General features: G+C 74.0%; 17 protein-coding genes. 7 read left to right on the top strand and 10 right to left on the bottom strand.

Annotation, left to right across the window (positions count from 1 at the left end; translation table 11 throughout):
• Positions 1–103 precede the first annotated feature (103 nt).
• The 3 genes from dxs (at position 104) to ABEB06_RS26365 (ending at position 4,028) form a co-directional block, all read left to right on the top strand.
• Entirely contained in the window at positions 104–1,990 is a 1,887-nt protein-coding gene (dxs, locus tag ABEB06_RS26355; protein WP_345699368.1) for a 1-deoxy-D-xylulose-5-phosphate synthase, read from the top strand.
• Positions 1,991–2,142: 152 nt separating this feature from the next.
• On the top strand, positions 2,143–3,657 hold the full coding sequence (locus tag ABEB06_RS26360) for a glycosyltransferase family 39 protein (protein WP_345699369.1): 1,515 nt from the start codon (positions 2,143–2,145) through the stop codon (positions 3,655–3,657).
• Positions 3,658–3,683: 26 nt separating this feature from the next.
• Positions 3,684–4,028: a hypothetical protein gene (locus ABEB06_RS26365; protein ID WP_345699370.1), complete on the top strand. Its 345-nt coding sequence runs from the start codon at positions 3,684–3,686 to the stop codon at positions 4,026–4,028.
• Here the strand turns inward: ABEB06_RS26365 and ABEB06_RS26370 are convergent.
• A complete protein-coding gene (locus ABEB06_RS26370; protein ID WP_345699371.1) occupies positions 4,018–5,241 on the bottom strand; it encodes an MFS transporter in 1,224 nt (407 codons plus the stop codon). The two genes, ABEB06_RS26365 and ABEB06_RS26370, sit on opposite strands and share 11 nt — an antisense overlap.
• A gap of 59 nt (positions 5,242–5,300) precedes the next feature.
• Here ABEB06_RS26370 and ABEB06_RS26375 point away from each other — a divergent pair, with 59 nt between their 5' ends.
• Complete coding sequence (locus ABEB06_RS26375) at positions 5,301–6,272, top strand: ArsR/SmtB family transcription factor (RefSeq protein ID WP_345699372.1); 972 nt, start codon at positions 5,301–5,303, stop codon at positions 6,270–6,272.
• A gap of 6 nt (positions 6,273–6,278) precedes the next feature.
• Here ABEB06_RS26375 and ABEB06_RS26380 read toward each other — a convergent pair whose 3' ends face one another.
• From ABEB06_RS26380 to ABEB06_RS26405, 6 genes are all read right to left on the bottom strand, one after another.
• Entirely contained in the window at positions 6,279–6,866 is a 588-nt protein-coding gene (locus tag ABEB06_RS26380; RefSeq protein ID WP_345699373.1) for a hypothetical protein, read from the bottom strand.
• An 84-nt stretch (positions 6,867–6,950) separates the two neighbouring features.
• Entirely contained in the window at positions 6,951–9,077 is a 2,127-nt protein-coding gene (locus ABEB06_RS26385) for a 3-hydroxyacyl-CoA dehydrogenase NAD-binding domain-containing protein (RefSeq protein WP_345699374.1), read from the bottom strand.
• Between the two features lie 2 nt (positions 9,078–9,079).
• The gene (locus ABEB06_RS26390; protein ID WP_345699375.1) at positions 9,080–10,297 is read right to left on the bottom strand and encodes a thiolase family protein; all 1,218 of its coding nucleotides are present in this window, start codon (positions 10,295–10,297) and stop codon (positions 9,080–9,082) included.
• Positions 10,298–10,447: 150 nt separating this feature from the next.
• Entirely contained in the window at positions 10,448–11,680 is a 1,233-nt protein-coding gene (locus tag ABEB06_RS26395) for an HRDC domain-containing protein (protein WP_345699376.1), read from the bottom strand.
• 176 nt (positions 11,681–11,856) lie between these two features.
• Positions 11,857–12,573, bottom strand: coding sequence for a LuxR C-terminal-related transcriptional regulator (locus tag ABEB06_RS26400; RefSeq protein WP_345699377.1), 717 nt, complete (start codon positions 12,571–12,573; stop codon positions 11,857–11,859).
• 327 nt (positions 12,574–12,900) lie between these two features.
• The gene (locus tag ABEB06_RS26405; RefSeq protein ID WP_345699378.1) at positions 12,901–13,551 is read right to left on the bottom strand and encodes a DUF3000 domain-containing protein; all 651 of its coding nucleotides are present in this window, start codon (positions 13,549–13,551) and stop codon (positions 12,901–12,903) included.
• Between the two features lie 155 nt (positions 13,552–13,706).
• Between ABEB06_RS26405 and hemE the strand changes: the two genes are divergently transcribed.
• Entirely contained in the window at positions 13,707–14,801 is a 1,095-nt protein-coding gene (hemE, locus tag ABEB06_RS26410; protein ID WP_345699379.1) for a uroporphyrinogen decarboxylase, read from the top strand.
• Positions 14,802–14,843: 42 nt separating this feature from the next.
• Here hemE and ABEB06_RS26415 read toward each other — a convergent pair whose 3' ends face one another.
• Positions 14,844–15,839, bottom strand: coding sequence for a DUF4349 domain-containing protein (locus ABEB06_RS26415; protein ID WP_345699380.1), 996 nt, complete (start codon positions 15,837–15,839; stop codon positions 14,844–14,846).
• A 193-nt stretch (positions 15,840–16,032) separates the two neighbouring features.
• Here ABEB06_RS26415 and hemG point away from each other — a divergent pair, with 193 nt between their 5' ends.
• Both hemG and hemQ read left to right on the top strand, forming a co-directional pair.
• Positions 16,033–17,442 (top strand): protoporphyrinogen oxidase, encoded by a 1,410-nt coding sequence (gene hemG / locus ABEB06_RS26420; protein ID WP_345699381.1) that lies wholly within the window; start codon positions 16,033–16,035, stop codon positions 17,440–17,442.
• Positions 17,439–18,149: a hydrogen peroxide-dependent heme synthase gene (gene hemQ / locus ABEB06_RS26425; protein WP_345699382.1), complete on the top strand. Its 711-nt coding sequence runs from the start codon at positions 17,439–17,441 to the stop codon at positions 18,147–18,149. Before hemG ends, hemQ begins: the two co-directional genes overlap by 4 nt.
• A gap of 59 nt (positions 18,150–18,208) precedes the next feature.
• Here the strand turns inward: hemQ and ABEB06_RS26430 are convergent, their stop codons facing one another.
• On the bottom strand, positions 18,209–18,982 hold the full coding sequence (locus ABEB06_RS26430) for a TIGR04222 domain-containing membrane protein (protein WP_345699383.1): 774 nt from the start codon (positions 18,980–18,982) through the stop codon (positions 18,209–18,211).
• A 79-nt stretch (positions 18,983–19,061) separates the two neighbouring features.
• Complete coding sequence (locus ABEB06_RS26435; protein ID WP_345699384.1) at positions 19,062–20,102, bottom strand: TIGR04222 domain-containing membrane protein; 1,041 nt, start codon at positions 20,100–20,102, stop codon at positions 19,062–19,064.
• Positions 20,103–20,106 lie beyond the last annotated feature (4 nt).

Below are 20,106 nucleotides of genomic sequence, written 5' to 3' on the forward strand. Positions count from 1 at the left end.
GTTCGACCGCCGGGGGGTCGGGCCTCGCGCTCTTCGGCTTGTTGCGGACATTAGACTCATCCGGGGCCGCACCGGCCCTGGAACTGTGAACGAGGAGGAACGGGTGGCCCTGCTGACCCGCATTCGGGGACCGCGCGATCTCGACCGGCTCACCCCGACGCAGCTGGTGGCGCTGGCAGAGGAGATCCGGACCTTCCTGGTCGGCGAGGTCTCCAAGACCGGCGGGCACCTCGGCCCGAACCTCGGCGTGGTCGAGCTGACCATCGCGCTGCACCGGGTCTTCGACTCCCCGCGCGACCGGATCCTCTTCGACACCGGCCACCAGAGCTACGTCCACAAGCTGCTCACCGGCCGTCAGGACTTCTCCCGGCTGCGGATGAAGGGCGGCCTGTCCGGCTACCCGTCGCGGACCGAGTCCGAGCACGACGTGATCGAGAACTCGCACGCCTCCACCGTCCTCGGCTACGCCGACGGCCTGGCCAAGGCGAACCAGCTGCAGGGCCACGGCAACCGCCCGGTCGTCGCGGTCATCGGCGACGGCGCGCTCACCGGCGGCATGGCCTGGGAGGCGCTGAACAACATCGCCGAGGCCCAGGACCGCCCGCTGGTCATCGTCGTCAACGACAACGAGCGGTCGTACTCCCCGACCATCGGCGGCCTCGCCAACCACCTCTCCACGCTGCGCACCACCCAGGGCTACGAGCGCTTCCTGACCTGGGGCAAGGAGGCGCTGCAGCGCACCCCGGTGGTCGGCAAGCCGATGTTCGACACCCTGCACGGCGCCAAGAAGGGCCTGAAGGACTTCATCGCCCCGCAGGGCATGTTCGAGGACCTGGGCCTGAAGTACATCGGCCCGATCGACGGCCACGACCTGCAGGCGCTGGAGTCCGCGCTCATCAAGGCGCGCGGCTTCGGCGGCCCGGTGATCGTGCACTGCATCACCGAGAAGGGCCGCGGCTACCACGCCGCCGAGAACAACGACGAGGACCGCTTCCACGCCGTCCCGGTGATCCACCCGGAGACCGGCCTGCCGATCAAGTCGGCCGGCAAGGACTGGACCTCGGTCTTCGGCGAGGAGATGGTCGCCCTCGGCCGGGAGCGCAAGGACGTCGTGGCGATCACCGCGGCGATGCTGCACCCGGTGGGCCTGGCCCCGTTCGCCAAGGCCTACCCGTCCCGGATCTTCGACGTCGGCATCGCCGAGCAGCACGCCGCGGTCTCCGCCGCGGGCCTGGCCACCAACGGCCTGCACCCGGTGGTCGCGGTCTACGCGACCTTCCTCAACCGGGCCTACGACCAGGTCCTGATGGACGTCGCCCTGCACAAGCTGGGCGTCACCTTCGTCCTGGACCGGGCCGGCGTCACCGGCACCGACGGCGCCTCGCACAACGGCATGTGGGACATGTCGATCCTGCAGACCGTCCCGGGCCTGCGCCTCGCCGCCCCGCGCGACGCCGACCAGCTGCGCGCCCAGCTGCGCGAGGCGGTCGAGGTCGCGGACGCGCCCACCGTGGTCCGCTACTCCAAGGGCACCGTGGGTCCGGCCGTCCCGGCCGTCGGCAAGGTCGGCGGGATGGACGTGCTGCGCGGCTCCGCCGAGGAGCCGGCCGACGTGCTGATCGTCTCGGTCGGCGCAATGGCCCCGACCGCGCTGGAGACCGCCGAGCTGCTGGCCGCCGAGGGCGTCAGCGCGACCGTGGTCGACCCGCGCTGGGTCAAGCCGGTCGACCCGGCGCTGCCGGGCCTCGCGGCCGGCCACCGCCTGGTGGTCACCATCGAGGACAACGGCCGCGCCGGCGGTGTCGGCTCGGCGGTCGCCCAGGCGCTGCGCGACGCCGACGTGGACGTGCCGCTGCGCGACTTCGGCATCCCGCAGGAGTTCCTGGACCACGCCTCGCGCGACCAGATCCTGGCCGAGATCGGGCTCACCGCCCCGGCGATCGCCGCCAAGGTGCTGGCCACCGTGGGCGCCCGGGTCGAGGCCCGCTGACCGGACCGGCCGGCACCCCCGCCGCGAGGGTGCCGGCCGACCCGGAGGCTGCCGTTCCGGTACGCACCGTCGAACGGTCCGTGAACGGTCGGCCCCGGCCGACCCCGGTACCGCCGGTGCCCGCGGCCCCCGCGCCCGGTAGGTTGTCATCCGTGCCACTCACCACCGCGACCCGTCGAACCGGCCTCGCCGAGCGCCTCGCCCAGCGCGCCCGGACCGGCTACTGGACCACGCTGGTCCCCGTCTTCGCGGCCCTCGCGGTGGTCACCCACCTCCCGTCCTTCCTGCGCCCGGTGTGGAGCCCCGACGAGGGCTACCTCGCCACCCAGGCCCGGATGCTGGCCGACGGCGGCGTCCTCTACGACACCGTGGTGGACCGCAAGCCCCCGCTGCTGCCCTGGCTGTACGAAGCCTGCTTCGCGATCTTCGGTTCCTCCTCGCTGTGGCCGCTGCGCACCCTGGCGATCGTCGCCCACCTGGTCACCGCCGTGCTGCTCGCCTCGATCGCGCGCGGCCGCTGGGGCAACCGGGCCGGGGCGTACGCCGGGGTGCTCTACCTGCTGCTGTCCATCGGCCTCTCGCCGGAGGACACCCAGGCGGCCACCTTCGAGGTGTTCATGCTGCCCGCGATGGTCGCCGCGTTCCGGTACGCCGAGCGGCGGCGCTGGCTGGCGGCCGGCATCGCGGTGGCGATGTGCTCGCTGACCAAGCAGACCGGCGGCGCGGTGCTGCTGCCGGTGCTGTGGATGCTGTTCCAGGACGCCCGGCAGCGCGGGGTGCGCTGGGTGCCCGCGCTGGCCAAGATCGGCTCCGGCTTCGCGCTGCCGATAGCCCTGGTCGCGGTGATCCTCACCAAGCCGAAGGGCTTCCTGTTCTGGGTGGTCACCGGCAGCGGCGACTACGCCTCGCTCGGTTCCAACTGGCTGCAGATGCTCGGCCGGGCGCTCGGCAACTCGGCGATCCTGCTGGCCGCCGGCCTCGGCTTCCTCTTCCCGCTGGCGCACCGCCTCTGGCTGCGCCGGCGCGGCCGCCCGCTGCCCGAGCGCGGCCGTTCCTTCGGCTCCTCGCTGGACCTGTGGGTGTGGCTGTGCTCCTCGGTGGTCGCCGTCTCGATCGGCTTCCACTTCTTCGGCCACTACTACCTGCAGCTGATGCCGCCGCTGGTGCTGCTGGGCGTCGGAGCGGTCGCCACCTCGGCGGTCCGCTGGAAGCCCGTCCTGGTGTACACCACCGCCGCGTGCACGGTCTTCTGGGGCCTCGCGGTGCTCTGGCCCGGCCAGAAGCTCTCCCAGACCACCGAGGTGGCCACCGCGGTCGCCGCCCAGACCACGCCCAAGGACACCGTGCTGGTCTGGGGCATGCACCCCGAGCTGTACTGGCTGGCCGACCGCCGCCCGGCCACCCGCTACCTGACGGCCGGCTTCCTCACCAACTACAGCGGCGGCAAGGACGGCCAGAAGGTCGGCGAGGAGTACAGCGTCTCCGAGGCCTGGCAGACCTTCGACGAGGAGCTCGCCGCCAAGGGCCTGCCCGAGGTCGTCGTCGACGACTCCGGGACCGCCCCCTACCAGCCGGTGCTGATCCCGCGGATCGAGACGCTGCTCGACACCCACTACGAGGTGGTCGGCGTCACCGGGGACACCGTGATCTACCGCCTCAAGCGCTGACGTCCACCGCCCCGAGCGCCGGCCCGGTGCACGCGGCCACCCCGCGCACCGCCGTCCTGGACGCCGGGCACCAGGACGTCAGCTGGCACGGCCCCACCTACGCCAAGGGCACCTTCGGCGGCGCCACCGACTGCCCGCCCGCCGCCCAGGACCCGGACGGCGCCGTCTGCGACCGCTTCGACCTCACCGTGGACGTCCCCGCCGGGTACTGGGACGACAACCCGGAGGGCGGCGTCCCGGTCGCCGTCCAGTGGCAGACCGGCGACTCGCAGGGCCCGGGCTGGCGCTACGACCCGACCACGGGAGTCACCGAGATCCGCACCGCCTCGATGCCCACGGACCGCGCCTTCTCGGTCCAGGTCATCCACTAGCCGACGCCCCGTCGGGGGCGCGTGGGGGCACCTCCCGGCCGAAGGCCGGGGAGAACCGCCGCGCGCCCCCGACGGGGCCGAGGGCCAAGGTCACCGCGACCGAAAGGGCCCCCAGGACGGCCATCGCGGTGGCCGGGGAGGTCCATCCGGCCACGGCCCCCGCCAGGGCCGCGCCGACGCCCTGGAAGGTGAGCATCCCGGAGCTGTGCAGCCCCAGCGCGTGCCCGCCCAGCTCCTCCGGTGTCAGCTCCATCAGCTGCTCCTGGAGCAGCAGGCTCGCCGCGTACCCGACCGAGGCGAGCGTCACCGCCGTCAGCGCGAGCGGCAGCGCGGGGCCGAGGGCGAACAGCAGGTACGGCGCGGCCAGCAGCAGCCGCAGCGGCGCACCCAGCCGCCCCCGCCAACGCCGCGGCAGGAACCGGCCGACCGCGGTGTCCCCGGCCAGCATGCCGAGTGCGGCGCAGGCGAGCAGCAGCCCGGCGTGCTCGGGGGCGTACGGCACGAACAGCGACTCGCAGCCGACGATCAGCCCGTTCGGCACCCACAGCGCCAGGAACACGGTCCGACGGGCGGGGGAGGACCACAGCAGCGCGTTGCCGCGCCAGGTCTCGCCGATCGACGGGCGGCCCGCCGCACGCGGCGCGCGGGCGCGCAGCCCGAACCGGGCGAGGAGGGCGGCCGCCGCGTACAGCCCGGCGGCGACGAGCAGGGTGGTGCGTGCGGACAGCAGGGCCACCAGCACCCCGCCCAGCGCGAAGCCGCCGACCTGGACCGCGCCCACCGCCATGTTGAGCACCGACCGGCCGAGCAGGTAGCCGTCCTTGCCGAGCACCTCGTTGAGCAGCCCGTACCGCACCCCGCCGCCCACCGAGGAGACCAGTCCGGCCACCAGCAGCACCGCGAAGGCCACCCCCACCGGCAGCCCGGGGAGCGCCTGGACGGCGGTGCCGAGGCCGAGCAGGAGCGCCAGGCCGGCCAACGCGGCGCGCGGCGGCAGCCGGTCGGCCGCCGACAGCAGCGTGGCCGCGCCGACCACCTGGGCCAGCGCCGGGCCGAACATCGCCAGGGAGGACAGCAGCGGCGATCCGGTCTCGCGGTACACCAGGGTGCCGAGCGCCGGTCCGGCCACCGTCTGGGCGGCGGTCTGCACCGCGGAGGTCAGGAAGAACGGGGTGAACTCCGCCGTCCGGAAGAGCTCTTGATACGTACGCATGCGCCGGAGTCTTCGTCGTCGGCCGGCCAGGGCGTTAATCTTTCGCGGGGAGGCGAAAGATGGGCTGGTGGCGGATCAGCACGGACACCCTGGCGGGCAGCCGCTTCGTGGTGTCGCCGCTGGCCGAGACGGTCGCGAGCCTGAAGGTGCTGCAGGGCGGCCGAGCCGCCGATCCCGGGGGCCGGGCGTGGCTCGACGCCCACCTGCCCGCCTACCGGGCCCGGTTGGCGGGCGACCCGGTCACCGCGCTCACCGTCCGGGCCGCACTCGGCCGCACCTGGAACGCCGACTTCCTCACCCCCACGCCCACGGGGGCGGAGGAGACGTTCGAGCAGGAGCTGGCGCGGGTCCGCGACACCCCGCCGGCCGCCGCCCGCGAGCACCTGACGGTCTCCCTGGCCGGGCCGCTCCCGGCCGCCCTCCACCGCGAGGACCTCCCGCGGCTCACCGCCGAGCTGCTGAGCTGGGTGTGGACCGAGACCGTGCTGCCGTCCTGGCCGCGCCGCCGCCGGATCATCGAGGCCGACGTGCTGGCCCGCACCGCGCAGCTCACCCGCGGCGGCTGGGCCCAGGCCCTGGACGGGCTGCGCCCGGGCACCCGCTGGCTCGGCGACGGCCGGCTCCAGGTGAACGACCACGCCTATCCGCCGCGCGAGATCTCCGGCGCCCAGCTGCTGTTCGTGCCGATCACGCAGAAGGCCGGCTGGGTCTCCTGGGACGACAGCGGACAGCGCTTCGCCCTCACCTACCCCTGCGCGGGCACGCTCGCGGACGCCGACCGCACCGCGGCCCCGGACGCGCTGGCCCGGCTGCTGGGCCCCGGCCGCGCGACCGTCCTGGTCCTGCTCGACACCCCGAAGTCCACCACCCAGCTGACCGCCCTCACCGGGCAGGTGCTCGGCTCGGCCGGCCGCCACCTCAAGGTACTGCACGACGCGGGCCTGGTCACCCGCCGCCGCTCCGGCCGCTCGGTGCTCTACTACCGCACCGCCGCGGGCGACGTCCTGGTCACCGCCCAGCGCCCGTCCTGACCCGGCTCAGCAGAACACCAGGGCGTGCCCCGTCGCGATGCTCGCCCGGCAGGCCCGGTACAGCCCGTACCAGGTGAACTTCTCCACCTCGTACGGGTCGTCCGCCGGTATCGCGTCCTGCTCGGGCCCCACCGTGCCGTCGGCCGCCACCGCGATCCCGATCGCGGGCGCGCACGCCACCAGCTCGGCCAGCAGCCGCTGTGCCGAGCCCACCATCCCGCCACCGGCCACCGCCTGCTCGTCCAGGAACAGCGGCTCGGCGAAGTCCACGGGCACGTAGAAGCCCGCGCAGTCGGAGTGGCAGAGCAGGTGCGAGGAGAGCATCGTCGTCTCGTCCCGCACCAGTTCGGCGTCCCGGTCGAGCTGCTCCCGGGCGGTCCCGCCGGCCGGGGGCACGGGCCGGTCGTACAGGTGCAGCACGTACGCCCGCCGCAGGTGGTGCAGGTACCCGTAGGGGAACCCGGCCGAGGCGCTCGGGCCCGCGCTCCGGGCCGGCTCGCGCCATTCGACGCCCACCGCGGCCAGTGCCCCGGACAGCGCGGCGAGATCCTCGGAGAAGTGGTCGTTCTCCCCGACCGACAGAGCAAGTCCCATGCCCCGCACGCTAGGGCAGCCCGCTGACAACGACGAAGGGCGGTACCCCCGGTGCCGGGGGTACCGCCCTGTCGTACGTCGGACTCAGACGGGGACCGAAGCCAGGCCGGGGGCCAGGAACTTCTTGCCGTTGACGCGCTCGGAGACGCCCTCGCGGTCGAGGTACGGGGTGATGCCGCCGAGGTGGAAGGGCCAGCCGGCGCCGGTGATCATGCACAGGTCGATGTCCTGCGCCTCGCCGACGACGCCCTCGTCGAGCATCAGGCCGATCTCCTGGGCCACGGCGTCCAGGGCACGGGCGCGCACCTGCTCCTCGGTCAGCACCGAGTCGCCGAAGGTCAGCAGCTCCAGCACCTCGGGGTCGAGGACCTGGGCGCCGTCCTGCCAGATGTAGAAGCCGCGCTTGCCGGCCTTGACCACCTTGCCGAGGTTCTCGGAGACGGAGAACCGCTCCGGGAAGGCGCCGTGCAGGGTCTCGGAGACGTGCAGGGCGATCGCCGGGCCGACCAGTTCGAGCAGCGCGATCGGGGACATCGGCAGGCCGAGCGGCTTGACGGCGTTCTCGACGGTCTCGAACGGGGTGCCCTCGTCGATGACGCTCTGGATCTCGCCCATGAAGCGGGTGAGGATCCGGTTCACCACGAACGCCGGGGCGTCCTTGGTCAGGACGGCGGTCTTCTTCAGCTTCTTGGCGACCGCGAAGGCGGTGGCCAGCGAGGCGTCGTCGGTCTTCTCCGCGCGGACGATCTCCAGCAGCGGGAGGATCGCGACCGGGTTGAAGAAGTGGAAGCCGACCACGCGCTCCGGGTGCTGGAGCTTGGACGCCATCTCGGTGACGGACAGCGAGGAGGTGTTGGTGGCCAGGATGGTGGTCGGCGAGACCACCGCCTCCAGCTCGGCCAGCACCTTCTGCTTGACGCCCATCTCCTCGAACACGGCCTCGATGACGAAGTCCGCGTCGCCGAAGGCGACGGCCTTGTCGAGGTGGCCGCGCACCAGGCCCTTGAGCTTGTTGGCCTTGTCGTTGCCGATCCGGCCCTTGGCGAGGAGCTTGTCGATCTCGGCGTGGACGTAGCCGACGCCCTTGTCGATGCGCTCCTGGTCGATGTCGGTCAGCACGACCGGCACCTCCAGGCGGCGGGCGAACAGCAGCGCCAGCTGCGAGGCCATCAGGCCCGCGCCGACGACGCCGATCTTGGAGACCGGACGGGCCAGCGACTTGTCCGGCGCGCCGAACGGGCGCTTGGCCCGGCGCTGCACCAGGTTGAAGGCGTACAGGCCGCTGCGCAGCTCGCCGGTCATGATGAGGTCGGCCAGCGCCGCGTCCTCGGCGTCGAAGCCGGCCTGCAGGTCCTGGTCCTTGACCTGCTGGATGATGTCGAGCGCCTTGTACGCGGCCGGAGCGGCCCCGTGCACCTTGGCGTCGGCGACCCAGCGGCCCCAGGTGACGGCGTCGTCCCAGGCCTTGCCGCGGTCGATCTCCTCGCGCTCGACGACGACCTCGCCCTTGAGGACCTTGGCGGCCCACAGGATCGACTGCTCCAGGAAGTCGGCCGGCTCGAAGATCGCGTCCGCGATGCCGAGCTCGAACACCTCCTTGCCCTTGAGCTGCTTGTTCTGCGCCATCGAGTTCTCGACGATGACCTTGACGGCCTTCGCCGGGCCGATCAGGTTCGGCAGGATGGTGCAGCCGCCCCAGCCGGGGACGAGGCCGAGGAAGACCTCGGGCAGCGAGAACGCCGGGACGCCGGAGCTGACGGTGCGGTAGGTGGCGTGCAGGCCGACCTCGACGCCGCCGCCCATCGCCGCGCCGTTGTAGAAGGCGAAGGTGGGGACGGGCAGCGCGGCGATCCGCTTGAAGACGTCGTGGCCGCCCTTGCCGATGGCCAGCGCGTCGGAGTGCTCCTTGAGCACCTCGACGCCCTTGAGGTCGGCGCCGACCGCGAAGATGAACGGCTTGCCGGTGATGGCGGCGGCGACGATCTTCCCCTCGGCGGCCTCGGCCTCGACCTGGTCGAGCGCCTCGGAGAGCTTCGCCAGCGAGCCCGGGCCGAAGGTGGTCGGCTTGGTGTGGTCGAAGCCGTTGTCCAGGGTGATCAGCGCCAGCTTGCCGGCCTGCAGCGGCAGGTCCAGGTGGCGTACGTGCGCGGTGGTGACGACCTCGCCGGGGAACAGCTCGGCGGCGCGCTTCAGCAGCTCAGTGGTGCTCATGGTCACTTACCACCCTCGAAGTGCGGGTTCTCCCAGATGACCGTGGCGCCCATGCCGAAGCCGATGCACATGGAGGTCAGGCCGTAGCGGACGTCGGGGCGCTGCTCGAAGCGGCGGGCCAGCTGGGTCATCAGGCGCACGCCCGAGGAGGCCAGCGGGTGGCCGAACGCGATCGCGCCGCCGTACGGGTTGACGCGCTCGTCGTCGTCGGCGATGCCGAAGTGGTCGAGCATGGCCAGCACCTGGACGGCGAAGGCCTCGTTGATCTCGAAGGCCTGGATGTCGTCGATGGTCAGACCGGCCTTGGCCAGCGCCTTCTCGGTCGCCGGGACGGGGCCGATGCCCATGACCTCGGGCTCGACGCCGACGTAGGCGAAGCTCACCATGCGCATCTTGACCGGGAGGCCGAGCTCCTCGGCGACGTCCTCGGCGGCGAGGATCGAGGCGGTGGCGCCGTCGTTGAGGCCCGCCGCGTTGCCCGCGGTGATGTTGCCGTGCGGACGGAAGGGGGTCTTCAGACCGGCCAGCGACTCCAGGGTGGTGCCCGGGCGCATCGGCTCGTCGGTGGTGGACAGGCCCCAGCCCGTCTCGCCGGCGTCCGGGTTGGTGTTGCGGACCGCGATCGGCACCAGGTCGGGCTGGATGTCGCCGTTGGCGTACGCCTTGGCGGCCTTCTCCTGCGAGCGCACCGCGTACGCGTCGCAGCGCTCCTTGGTGATGTGCGGGAAGCGGTCGTGCAGGTTCTCCGCGGTCATGCCCATGAACAGGGCGGACTCGTCGACCAGCTTCTCCGAGACGAAGCGCGGGTTCGGGTCCACGCCCTCGCCCATCGGGTGGCGGCCCATGTGCTCGACGCCACCGGCGACCACGATGTCGTACGCGCCGAAGGCGATGCCGCCCGCGGTGGTGGTGACGGCGGTCATCGCGCCGGCGCACATGCGGTCGATCGCGTAGCCCGGGGTGGACTTCGGCAGACCGGCCAGCAGGCCCGCGGTGCGGCCGATGGTCAGGCCCTGGTCGCCGATCTGCGTGGTCGCGGCGATGGCGACCTCGTCGATGCGCTCGACGGGCAGGTTCGGGTTGCGGCGCACGAGCTCCCGGATGCACTTGACGACCAGGTCGTCGGCGCGGGTCTCGGCGTAGATGCCCTTCGGGCCGGCCTTGCCGAACGGGGTGCGGACGCCGTCGACGAAGACGACGTCCCTCGCGGTACGAGGCACGGGGGCTCTCCTCCCAAGGGGACATGACGATGACGCGCAGTCCGCACGGCCATGGGTGGGGAGCGGCGCTGCAACGCCACCCATGCTACCCGCCGGTAACTAACTTGCCCAGTGTGGGCGACCACACACCGCGGGCGGCCCGGCCGAAGGTCAGGCGGCGGCCTCGCCGAAGGCCTTCGCCATCACCGGGGCGACCAGGTCGACCTGCCACTGGCGGGCGCCGAGGGCGCGCAGCGCCGTCCCGATCGCGTCGGCGTCCGGGGTGGCCGGCGGCTCCCAGGAGACCCGGCGGACCAGGTCCGGGGTGATCAGGTTCTCGGCCGGGAGGTTGTGCTGCTCGGCGAGCGCCGTGACCGCGGCGCGCGCGGCGGAGAGCCGGGCCGCGGCCACCGGGTCCTTGTCGGCCCAGGCGCGCGGCGGGGGCGGCCCGTCGTGCGGCGCGGCGGCCGGCGGCAGCTCGTTCTCCGGGATCTCCCGGGCCCGCTGCAGCGCGGCCAGCCACTGGTCGACCTGGCGCCGGTTGGTGCGCGGGCCGAAGCCCTGGACGGCGATCAGCGCCGGCCCGTTCAGCGGCATGGCCAGCGCGGCGTTGACGATCGAGGCGTCCGGCAGCACGCGGCCGGGGGAGACGTCCCGCTCGCGGGCGATCCGGTCGCGGGTCAGCCACATCTCGCGGACCGCGGCGAGCTGCCGGCGGCGGCGGACCTTGTGCAGCTGGGAGGTGCGCCGCCAGGGGTCGACCCGCGGGCCGGGCCGCGGGGCGTCGACCAGCGCGGCGAACTCCTCCAGCGCCCACGGGAGCTTGCCCTGGCCGTCCAGCTCCCGCTCGAGTGCGTCGCGCAGCTCGACCAGCACCTCGACGTCCAGGGCGGCGTAGCGGAGCCAGGGCTCGGGCAGCGGGCGGGTCGACCAGTCGACCGCCGAGTGCTCCTTGGCGAGCGAGAGGCCGAGCACGCTCTCGGTCATCGGGCCGAGGCCCACCCGGGGGAAGCCGGCGAGCCGGCCGGCCAGCTCGGTGTCGAAGAGCCGGGCCGGCCGCATGCCGACCTCGGCGAGGCAGGGCAGGTCCTGGGTCGCGGCGTGCACCACCCACTCGGTGTCGGCGAGCGCGGCGCCGAGCCCGGAGAGGTCGGGGCAGGCGATCGGGTCGATCAGCGCGGTGCCCGCGCCGGCCCGGCGGAGCTGGATCAGGTAGGCCCGCTGACCGTACCGGTAGCCGGAGGCCCGCTCGGCGTCGACCGCGACCGGGCCGGTGCCGGCGGCGAAGGCGGCCACCGTCCCGGCGAGGGCGGTGTCGTCGGCCACGACCGGTGGCAGCCCCTCCCGCGGCTCGAGGAGCGGGACCGGGGCTGTCTCTTCAGGGGCTGCTACGGCGTCGGTCACTCCCCAAGGGTACGACGGCCACCGCGGCCGGGAGTGTTGTCTGACTGGTCGGACCATGTTCCGACATATGCCACGCCCTGTTTGCGGCTGTTGTCCGGACCGGCGTCCGGGCCGGACACGGCGACGGCCCGGAGGAAACGTTCCTCCGGGCCGCCACCAGCGGGGTTGCGGAACCGTCAGTGGATGATTCCGGTTCGCAGGGCGACCGCCACCATGCCCGCCCGGTCACCGGTTCCGAGCTTCCGGGCGATCCGGGCGAGGTGGCTCTTCACGGTGAGCGCGGACAGCCCCATCGCGACGCCGATCGCCTTGTTGGACTGGCCCTCCGCCACCAGCCGCAAGACCTCGACCTCACGGCCGGACAGCTCCCGGTACGCGGACGGCTGGGCGCCGGGCGCGCCGGGGGCACCCGCCGCGCCGGGCTGGCCGTGCGCACCGGGGTGGCCCGGCATGCCCGGACGGCGCATCCGCCCGGCCAGCCCGGCCGCGCCCAGCGGCATGCCCGGACGGCCCGGCATCGCGACGTTGGTGCGGGTGCCGGTGACCACGTAGCCCTTGACCCCGCCGGCCAGGGCCGAGCGGACCGCGCCGATGTCGTCGGCGGCGGACAGCGCCAGGCCGTTCGGCCAGCCCGCGGCGCGGGTCTCGGCCAGGATGGTCAGGCCGGAGCCGTCGGGCAGGTGGACGTCGGCGATGCAGATGTCGCGCGGCGTGGCGACGCGGGGCCGGGCCTCGGCGATCGAGGAGACCTCGATGACGTCGCGGACGCCGAGCGCCCACAGGTGCCGGGTGACGGTGTTCCGGACGCGGGGATCAGCGATGACCACCATGGCGGTGGGCTTCGTCGGACGGTAGGCCACCACATTTGCGGGGTGCTCGAGAAGGACCGACACCAGGCCTCCTGTAGGGAGTGGCGGACGTCAGCTCCTCGTCACCGCCCTCTGGCCTGGGGGCGCTCGGAGTGTTCCGCATTTGGAAAGGGTCACTGACACCTTCGGCATCAACCGTGCCCGCCTTTAGCGGGTGATCACGATCTAGTGAGTAACAATACGGACAAATCGCGCAGATGACCGGTACGACATGCCCGGGATTCGTACGTTTTCGATCGGAACATGACGCGCGACGGTCAGGATCGGGCAGGGAATTGACACGGAGTGCGACACAAGTCACACTCCGTCAGTCCTGCGGGTGGCGCGCCGCTGATCGTGGGCGGCTGTCCCTCAGTGGGGGCGCGGCCGGCGACGGGCCGGCATTGGAACCACTCCGCCGAGTGACGCGGCGTCGGGCAGCGGCAGCGGGCCGGCGGCGGTCGGCGGCAGGCCCGCGCAGGTGCACAGCAGGTCGCCCCAGGCCGCCAGGTGCCGCTCGAAGCGGCCGTCCGACGGTGTCCAGGACGCCCGCAGCTCGATCTCGGTGGACGCGCCGCGCTCCGCCAGCGCCCCGAAGGACTGCGAGTGGCAGCGGGTCACCGTGCCGCTCGGCTCGGCGTACCCGGCGCCGTGCGCCTGCAGCGCGTCCAGCAGCCAGGCCCAGCCGACCTCGGAGAGCACCGGGTCGCCGGCCATCTCCGGCTCCAGTTCGGCCCGGGCCATGGTGACCACCCGGAAGTCCCCCCGCCAGGGCTCCTGCCCGGCCGGGTCGTGCAGCAGCACCAGCGTGCCGTCCGCCAGCTCCTCGCCGTCCACCTCGACGGTCGCCGACAGCGCGAAGGCGTACGGGGCGAGCCGGCGCGGTGCCGGGGCGGGCGCGATCACCAGTTCGGGGCGCAGCCGTGCCGAGCCCAACGCCTCGACGGCCTCCCGGAACTCGATCGGCGCCGCCTCCTTGCCCGTTCCGCCACCCTGTGCGGATTGCCCGCCGACCGTTGCCATGTCCGGAAGCCTAGGTGCCCGGAGCGCTCATTCCGAGCACTTTCGTGTACGCGGCGTGCCGAAAGGCCGTCCGGAAGCGGTCCGGAGGAACCCCTGGAGGAACCCACGACCTGCACGAAGCGGGACGGGCGGGCGGTGCGTGCGAAGATTTGCCCGTGAGTGAGACTTCCGCAGCCCCCACCGGTCAGCAGCCCGAGGCCGCCGCGCGTCGCGGCGCCGCCCACGACTCCGTCTTCCTGCGCGCCGCCCGATTCGAGCCGGTGCCGCACACCCCGGTGTGGTTCATGCGCCAGGCCGGCCGCTCGCTGCCCGAGTACCTGAAGGTGCGCGAGGGCATCCCGATGCTCGAGTCCTGCATGCGGCCGGAGCTGGTCAAGGAGATCACCCTGCAGCCGGTCCGCCGGCACAAGGTGGACGCCGCGATCTTCTTCTCCGACATCGTCGTCCCGCTCAAGGCGGTCGGCATCGACGTCGACATCAAGCCCGGTGTCGGCCCGGTCATCGCCGACCCGATCCGCACCGCCGAGGACCTCCGGCGGCTGCGTCCGCTCGAGCCCGACGACATGCCGTACATCACCGAGGCGGTCGGCCTGCTCGTCGACGAGCTCGGCAGCACCCCGCTGATCGGCTTCGCCGGCGCCCCCTTCACCCTGGCCAGCTACCTGGTCGAGGGCGGGCCCTCGCGGACGTACGAGAACACCAAGGCCATGATGTACGGCGAGCCCGAGCTGTGGGCCGCCCTGGTCGACCGGCTGGCGGAGATCACCGCCGCCTTCCTGAAGATCCAGATCGAGGCCGGTGCCTCGGCCGTCCAGCTCTTCGACTCCTGGGCCGGCGCGCTCGCCCCCGACGAGTACCGCCGCTCGGTGCTGCCCGCCTCCACCAAGGTCTTCGACGCGGTCACCCCGTACGGCGTGCCGAAGATCCACTTCGGTGTCAACACCGGCGAACTGCTCGGCCTAATGGGCCAGGCCGGCGCCGACATCGTCGGCGTCGACTGGCGGGTCCCGCTCAACGTCGCCGCCGACCGGGTCGGCCCCGGCAAGGGCCTGCAGGGCAACCTCGACCCCGCCGTCCTCTACGCCCCCACCCACGTCGTGGAGACCAAGGCCCGCGAGGTGCTGCACGCCGCCCAGGCGATCGGCGACAGCGGCCACATCTTCAACCTCGGCCACGGCGTCATGCCGAGCATGGACCCGGACGCGCTGACCCGCCTGGTCGCCTTCGTCCACGAGGCCAGCGCCCGCTGACCCGGCCGCCGGGCGGGGGCGTCGGCCCCCACCCGGCGCGGCTCACCGCCGCTCGGCCGCGTCCGGCTGCCCGGCCGGCTCCTCCTGCGGCTGCTCCGGCCCCGGCTCCGGGTGCTCCGACCGCTGGGCCGGCAGCGCCGGCCGCCGACGGGCACCGCGCCGCAGCCACCACACCAGGCCCAGCAGCGGCGCCGCCACCAGCAGGAACGGCGCGATCGCCGCCAGCGCCATCAGCAGCACCTTCACCACGGTCACCAGCGCGTCCCAGCCGCCCGACAGCGCACCGCCCACCGATGCCCAGAAGCCCTTCTCGGGCTCGGCCGCCGGCAGCGACGGCTTCGCGCGCTCCGCCACCAGCCGCAGCGTCACCGTCGACAGCGAGGTCCGCGCCGCCAGCTCCTGCTGCTGCCGCTGCAGGCTCTCCAGGTCCGCCTCACGGCGGGTCAGCTCGCCCTCCAGCGAGACCACCTCGGCCAGCGACTTCGCCTCCGCCATCAGCGCCCGCACCCGGTCCACGCTGGCGCGCTGCGACTTCAGCCGGCTCTCCACGTCCGCCACCTGCTGGGTGACGTCGTCCGCCTGGCTGTTCAGGTCCAGCGTGGCGCCGAGCGCCGCCAGCGCGTCCAGCGTCCTGCGGTGCTCCGCGGACGGCACCTTCAGGGTCAGCGTGGTGCCGTCCACCGCGCCGTCCCCGCGGCCGTTCGAACTCTCGCCCGACACGTAGCCGCCCGCCGCCTCCAGCAGCGCCAGCGCCTTGCCGCGCGCCGTCGCCACGTTCTCCACCCGGACGGTCAGCTGCGCCTTGTACGCGATCACCCGCGGCGCCGCGGGGGCGACCGTCCCGGCGTCCTTCGCCGCCGGTCCGCCGCTCGCCGCGGCCTTCTCCCCGCCCGCCGCCTGCGGCGCCGCCGCGCCGTTCGCCACCGCGGGCTTCGCGGCGTCGCTGGAGCTCGTCCCGCCCCCGGCGCTGCAGCCGCCCGCCAGCACCACCGCCGCGACCGCCGCCGCCACCGCAACTCTCCGGCCCCGCACGTCCATTCGCTCTCCCCCTCGCCTCGGCGCACGCCCCTCGCGCACCCCGTCCACCCTTGGACGGCCCGACCCCCGCACCGGATCCCACCCGCCCGGTACCGGCTCGATCACATCCCGGCCACACCCCGGTCTCGGGCTCGTGGTCGAGCTCGACGCGCTGGTGCAGGGGAAGCGGGTAAAGGCTGAGAGACTGCCGGGCATGGCAGAACCTCATGTCGTGGTGGTCGGTGGCGGGATCGCGGGGCTCGCGGCGGCGGTGTTCCTGAGCGCGGGGCCCCGCCGGGTGACGCTGCTGGAGGCGTCCGGGCGGGTCGGCGGGAAGCTGCGGGCCGGGGAGGTCGGCGGGGTCCGGGTGGACCTCGGGGCCGAGTCGGTGCTGGCCCGGCGGCCCGAGGCGGTGGAGCTCGCCCGGCTGGTGGGCCTGGGGGAGGAGCTGGAGCCGCCGAGCACCGCCAGGGCGGCGATCTGGACCGGCGGGGGGCTGCGGCCCATCCCCACCGGCCAGGTGATGGGTGTCCCCGGCGACCTGGAGGCGCTGGCCGCGTCCGGGGTGCTCTCGGCGGAGGGCCTGGAGCGGGCCCGGCACGAGCGCCCGACCGGACCGGTCGCCGACGACGTCCCGCTCGGCGCGTACGTCGGCGCCGCGCTCGGCCCCGAGGTGGTGCAGCGGCTGGTCGAGCCGCTGCTCGGCGGCGTGTACGCGGGCCGGACCGACCAGCTGTCGCTGCGCGCGGCCGTGCCGCAGCTGCTGGCGATCGCCCGCGCGGGCGGCTCGCTGGTGGCCGGGGTCCGTGAGCTGACCTCCCGGGCGGCGGCGGCCGGCCCGGTCTTCCAGGGTCTGCGCGGCGGCCTGGGCACCCTGCCCGAGGCGGCCGAGGCCCATCTGCGCAAGGCCGGGGTGGACCTGCGCACCGACCACCCGGTCGACGAGCTGCGCCGGACGCCGACGGGCTGGCGGGTGGCCTCCGGCGGCTCGGTGCTGGAGGCGGACGCCGTGGTGCTGGCGGTGCCGGCGCCGCAGGCCGCCCGGCTGGTCGAGGCCGAGCTGCCGGGCGCGGCGGCCGAGCTGCGGCAGGTCGAGTACGCGGGGATGGCGCTGGTGACGATGGCGTTCCGCCGCGCGGACCTGGCCGACAGCCCGCTGACCGGCAGCGGCTTCCTGGTCCCGCCGGTGGACGGCCGGCAGATCAAGGCCTCCACCTTCTCCTCCAACAAGTGGGGCTGGCTGGCGCGTTCCGCGCCGGACGCCTTCCTGCTGCGCACCTCGCTCGGCCGGCACCGCGAGGAGGCCGCGCTGGACCTCCCGGACGAGGAGCTGGTGGCCCGCTCGCTGGCGGACCTCGGCGCGGCGGTCGGCCTGCGGGCCACCCCGTACGCGACCGCGGTGACCCGGTGGCGCGGCGGGCTGCCGCAGTACCCGGTGGGCCACCTGGAGCGGGTCGAGCGGATCCGCGCCCAGGTCGCGGGCGTCGGCGGACTGGCCGTCTGCGGCGCCGCGTACGACGGCGTGGGCATCCCCGCCGTGATCGCCAGTGCCCGGCGCGCGGTCGACGGGTTGTCGACCCCGACGGCGGGCGGACCCGTCGCAGAAGGGACAATGGGCGCATGACCGATAGCACTGAGCAGCCCGTGAAGAAGAAGGCCCGCGACCTCAACCAGGTCATCCGCTACACCATGTGGTCGGTGTTCAAGCTCAAGGGTGACCTCCCCGAGGACCGCGCCGCCCTGGCCGCCGAGGTCGACGAGCTGTTCGAGCAGCTGGCCGCGAAGGACGTCACCGTCCGCGGCACCTACGACGTGTCCGGCCTGCGCGCCGACGCGGACGTCATGGTCTGGTGGCACGCGGAGAACTCCGACGACCTGCAGGAGGCGTACAACCGCTTCCGCCGCACCGCCGTCGGCCGCCTGCTGGAGCCGGTCTGGTCGAACATGGCGCTGCACCGCCCCGCCGAGTTCAACAAGTCGCACATCCCCGCGTTCCTCGCCGACGAGCGGGCCCGCGACTACGTGTGCGTGTACCCCTTCGTGCGTTCCTACGAGTGGTACCTGCTGCCGGACGAGGAGCGCCGGGCGATGCTCGCCGAGCACGGCATGATGGCCCGCGGCTACCCGGACGTCCGCGCCAACACCGTCGCCTCCTTCGCGCTCGGCGACTACGAGTGGCTGCTCGCCTTCGAGGCGGACGAGCTGCACCGGATCGTCGACCTGATGCGCGACCTGCGCCCCTCCCGGGCCCGCCTGCACGTCCGCGAAGAGGTCCCGTTCTTCACCGGCCGCCGCAAGCCGGTCGCCGAGCTGCTCAACGGCCTGGCGTAACGGCCCTCACGGCCTCGCGCGCGGAGCGCCGACGGTCGGGGGCAGCGGCCCCCGACCGCTCAGCCGCGGAGCGCGGCGCGCAGCCTCGCGTCGGGAACGGCGTCGGGGCCGACCATCGCGACGGCGGTGAGGAGCTCGCGCTCGGCGTCGTCCGCCGGCCCGTACTGGCGGGGGATCCGGGCCGTCCGCAGCACCTCCTGGCCGGCGGGGGCGGCCCACGCGGTGTAGGCGTGCACGTCGACCCGGGCCATCAGCAGCGTCCCGCCGGTGAGCACCAGCGGCAGCGCGAACCAGGCGACGGTCGCCCCGGCCTGCCCGCTGCCGGGGGCGGCCAGCACCAGCGCCGCGACCAGCAGCCCGGTGGCCAGCAGCAGCGCGTGCCGGACCTGACGGATGGCCAGCAGCGCACTCTCCCGGACGGTCGCCGGAGTGGCGAGACCGGCCATGGTCAGCCGCTCGCCGATGTCGCGGACGGTGGGGTGGGCGGCGAGCGCGGCCCGCAGCGCGGCCGTCCGGCACTGCCCTTCGGGGCCGATCTCGCCGATCAGCGCGCGTTCCAGCCGGCTACGCCCCTGCGGGTCGACGACGGTGGTCCAACCGGTGTGGGCGAGGTGCAGGCGCCCCCGCCCGGCCATCCGGACGAGGGCGAGGTCGACCACCCGGGTGGGGCCGCCGGCCAGGTAGGCGGTCTCGAACAGACCGACGCCGACGGCCTCCTCCGGCCGGGCCGGACCGATCGCGGACAGCGAGTCTGCCGTGGCGGCGACCCGGACCAGCCGCAGGCAGGAGAACACTGCGGCGGCACAGGCCGGAATCAGGAGGATCACCCACATGGGATTTTTCTAGACCCGTCCGGCTCCCCGGGAAACGGAACCCCGGGTCGCGATACCGAACTGTGACCGCCGGCCGCGGTCACGAACTGCCGCATCCGCCGCCGCCGCAGCTCGACCCGCAGGAGCTGGACGACCCGCAGGAGCTGCTCGACGAGGACCCGCAGGAGCTGGACGAGGAGCCGCAGGAGCTGCTCGACGAGGACCCGCACGAGCTCGACGACGAACCGCAGCTCGACGAGGACCCGCAGCTGGTGGTCGACCCGCAGGAGCTGCTCGACGAGGAGCCGCACCAGTACCCGGAGTCGGAGGACGAGCCGGAGCCGCCGCCCGTGTTCGTGCCGCCGACCAGCGGCCGGGGCAGCAGGGCGGCCCGCAGTTCGGCGTCCTCCAGGACGGCCACCCCGCCGAGGGCGAGCGCGCCCAGCAGCAGGGCGTCCTCGGGGCCGGCGTCGCGCGGCCGCCACGAGCCGCCGTCGCGGACCATGCCGAGCTGGCGGGCGCCCGCGGGGGTGACCCGCGAGCGGGGCAGCCGGGTGACCCGCAGCACGACCGCCAGGAACACCACCAGCGCGCCGAAGACGAACAGCGGGGGAGTGGTGGCGTCCCGCTCGGCGATCGGCTGGACCATCCAGCCGATCATGGTCACCAGCCCGAGCACGACCGTCAGCAGCAGCGCCAGCCACATCAGCCGGCGGGCCCAGGCGGCAGCCCGCAGCCGGTCCGGGCGGCGCATCAGGCCGCGGTCGGCGAGCCGGTCGCCGATCCGCTGCACCTCGGGGTCGCGCATCACGGCGCGGCGCAGCGCGTTCAGGTCGCGGCTGCCCCGGCCGGCCGCGGTGACCACCACCGCCTCGATCGCGTCCCGGGGCACCGGATCGGTGACGGTGACCCTGCGGTCGCGCGAGATGACCACCCGGCCCTCGCGCTCCATCCGGACCAGCGCGACCTCGACCACCCGGCCCGGGCCACCGGCCAGGAACGCGGTCTCCAGGAGCGGCAGCCCGATGCCGACCAGCCCCTGCGGGGCGGGCGCCCGCAGCGCCCGGGCCCTGGTGACGCCGACGGCGACCAGGGCGATCAGCGCCACCGCGCAGGCGATGGCGAACTCAACGTGCCACATCGTC

Source organism: Kitasatospora terrestris (assembly GCF_039542905.1).
GTDB lineage: Bacteria > Actinomycetota > Actinomycetes > Streptomycetales > Streptomycetaceae > Kitasatospora > Kitasatospora terrestris.

Excerpts from the sequence above, each read along its gene's own strand:
- ABEB06_RS26370 (WP_345699371.1), bottom strand. The coding sequence starts at position 5,241 with ATGCGTACGTATCAAGAGCTCTTCCGGACGGCGGAGTTCACCCCGTTC.
- ABEB06_RS26375 (WP_345699372.1), top strand. The coding sequence starts at position 5,301 with ATGGGCTGGTGGCGGATCAGCACGGACACCCTGGCGGGCAGCCGCTTC.
- ABEB06_RS26380 (WP_345699373.1), bottom strand. The coding sequence starts at position 6,866 with ATGGGACTTGCTCTGTCGGTCGGGGAGAACGACCACTTCTCCGAGGAT.
- ABEB06_RS26385 (WP_345699374.1), bottom strand. The coding sequence starts at position 9,077 with ATGAGCACCACTGAGCTGCTGAAGCGCGCCGCCGAGCTGTTCCCCGGC.
- ABEB06_RS26405 (WP_345699378.1), bottom strand. The coding sequence starts at position 13,551 with ATGGCAACGGTCGGCGGGCAATCCGCACAGGGTGGCGGAACGGGCAAG.
- ABEB06_RS26415 (WP_345699380.1), bottom strand. The coding sequence starts at position 15,839 with ATGGACGTGCGGGGCCGGAGAGTTGCGGTGGCGGCGGCGGTCGCGGCG.
- hemG (WP_345699381.1), top strand. The coding sequence starts at position 16,033 with ATGGCAGAACCTCATGTCGTGGTGGTCGGTGGCGGGATCGCGGGGCTC.
- hemQ (WP_345699382.1), top strand. The coding sequence starts at position 17,439 with ATGACCGATAGCACTGAGCAGCCCGTGAAGAAGAAGGCCCGCGACCTC.
- ABEB06_RS26430 (WP_345699383.1), bottom strand. The coding sequence starts at position 18,982 with ATGTGGGTGATCCTCCTGATTCCGGCCTGTGCCGCCGCAGTGTTCTCC.
- ABEB06_RS26435 (WP_345699384.1), bottom strand. The coding sequence starts at position 20,102 with ATGTGGCACGTTGAGTTCGCCATCGCCTGCGCGGTGGCGCTGATCGCC.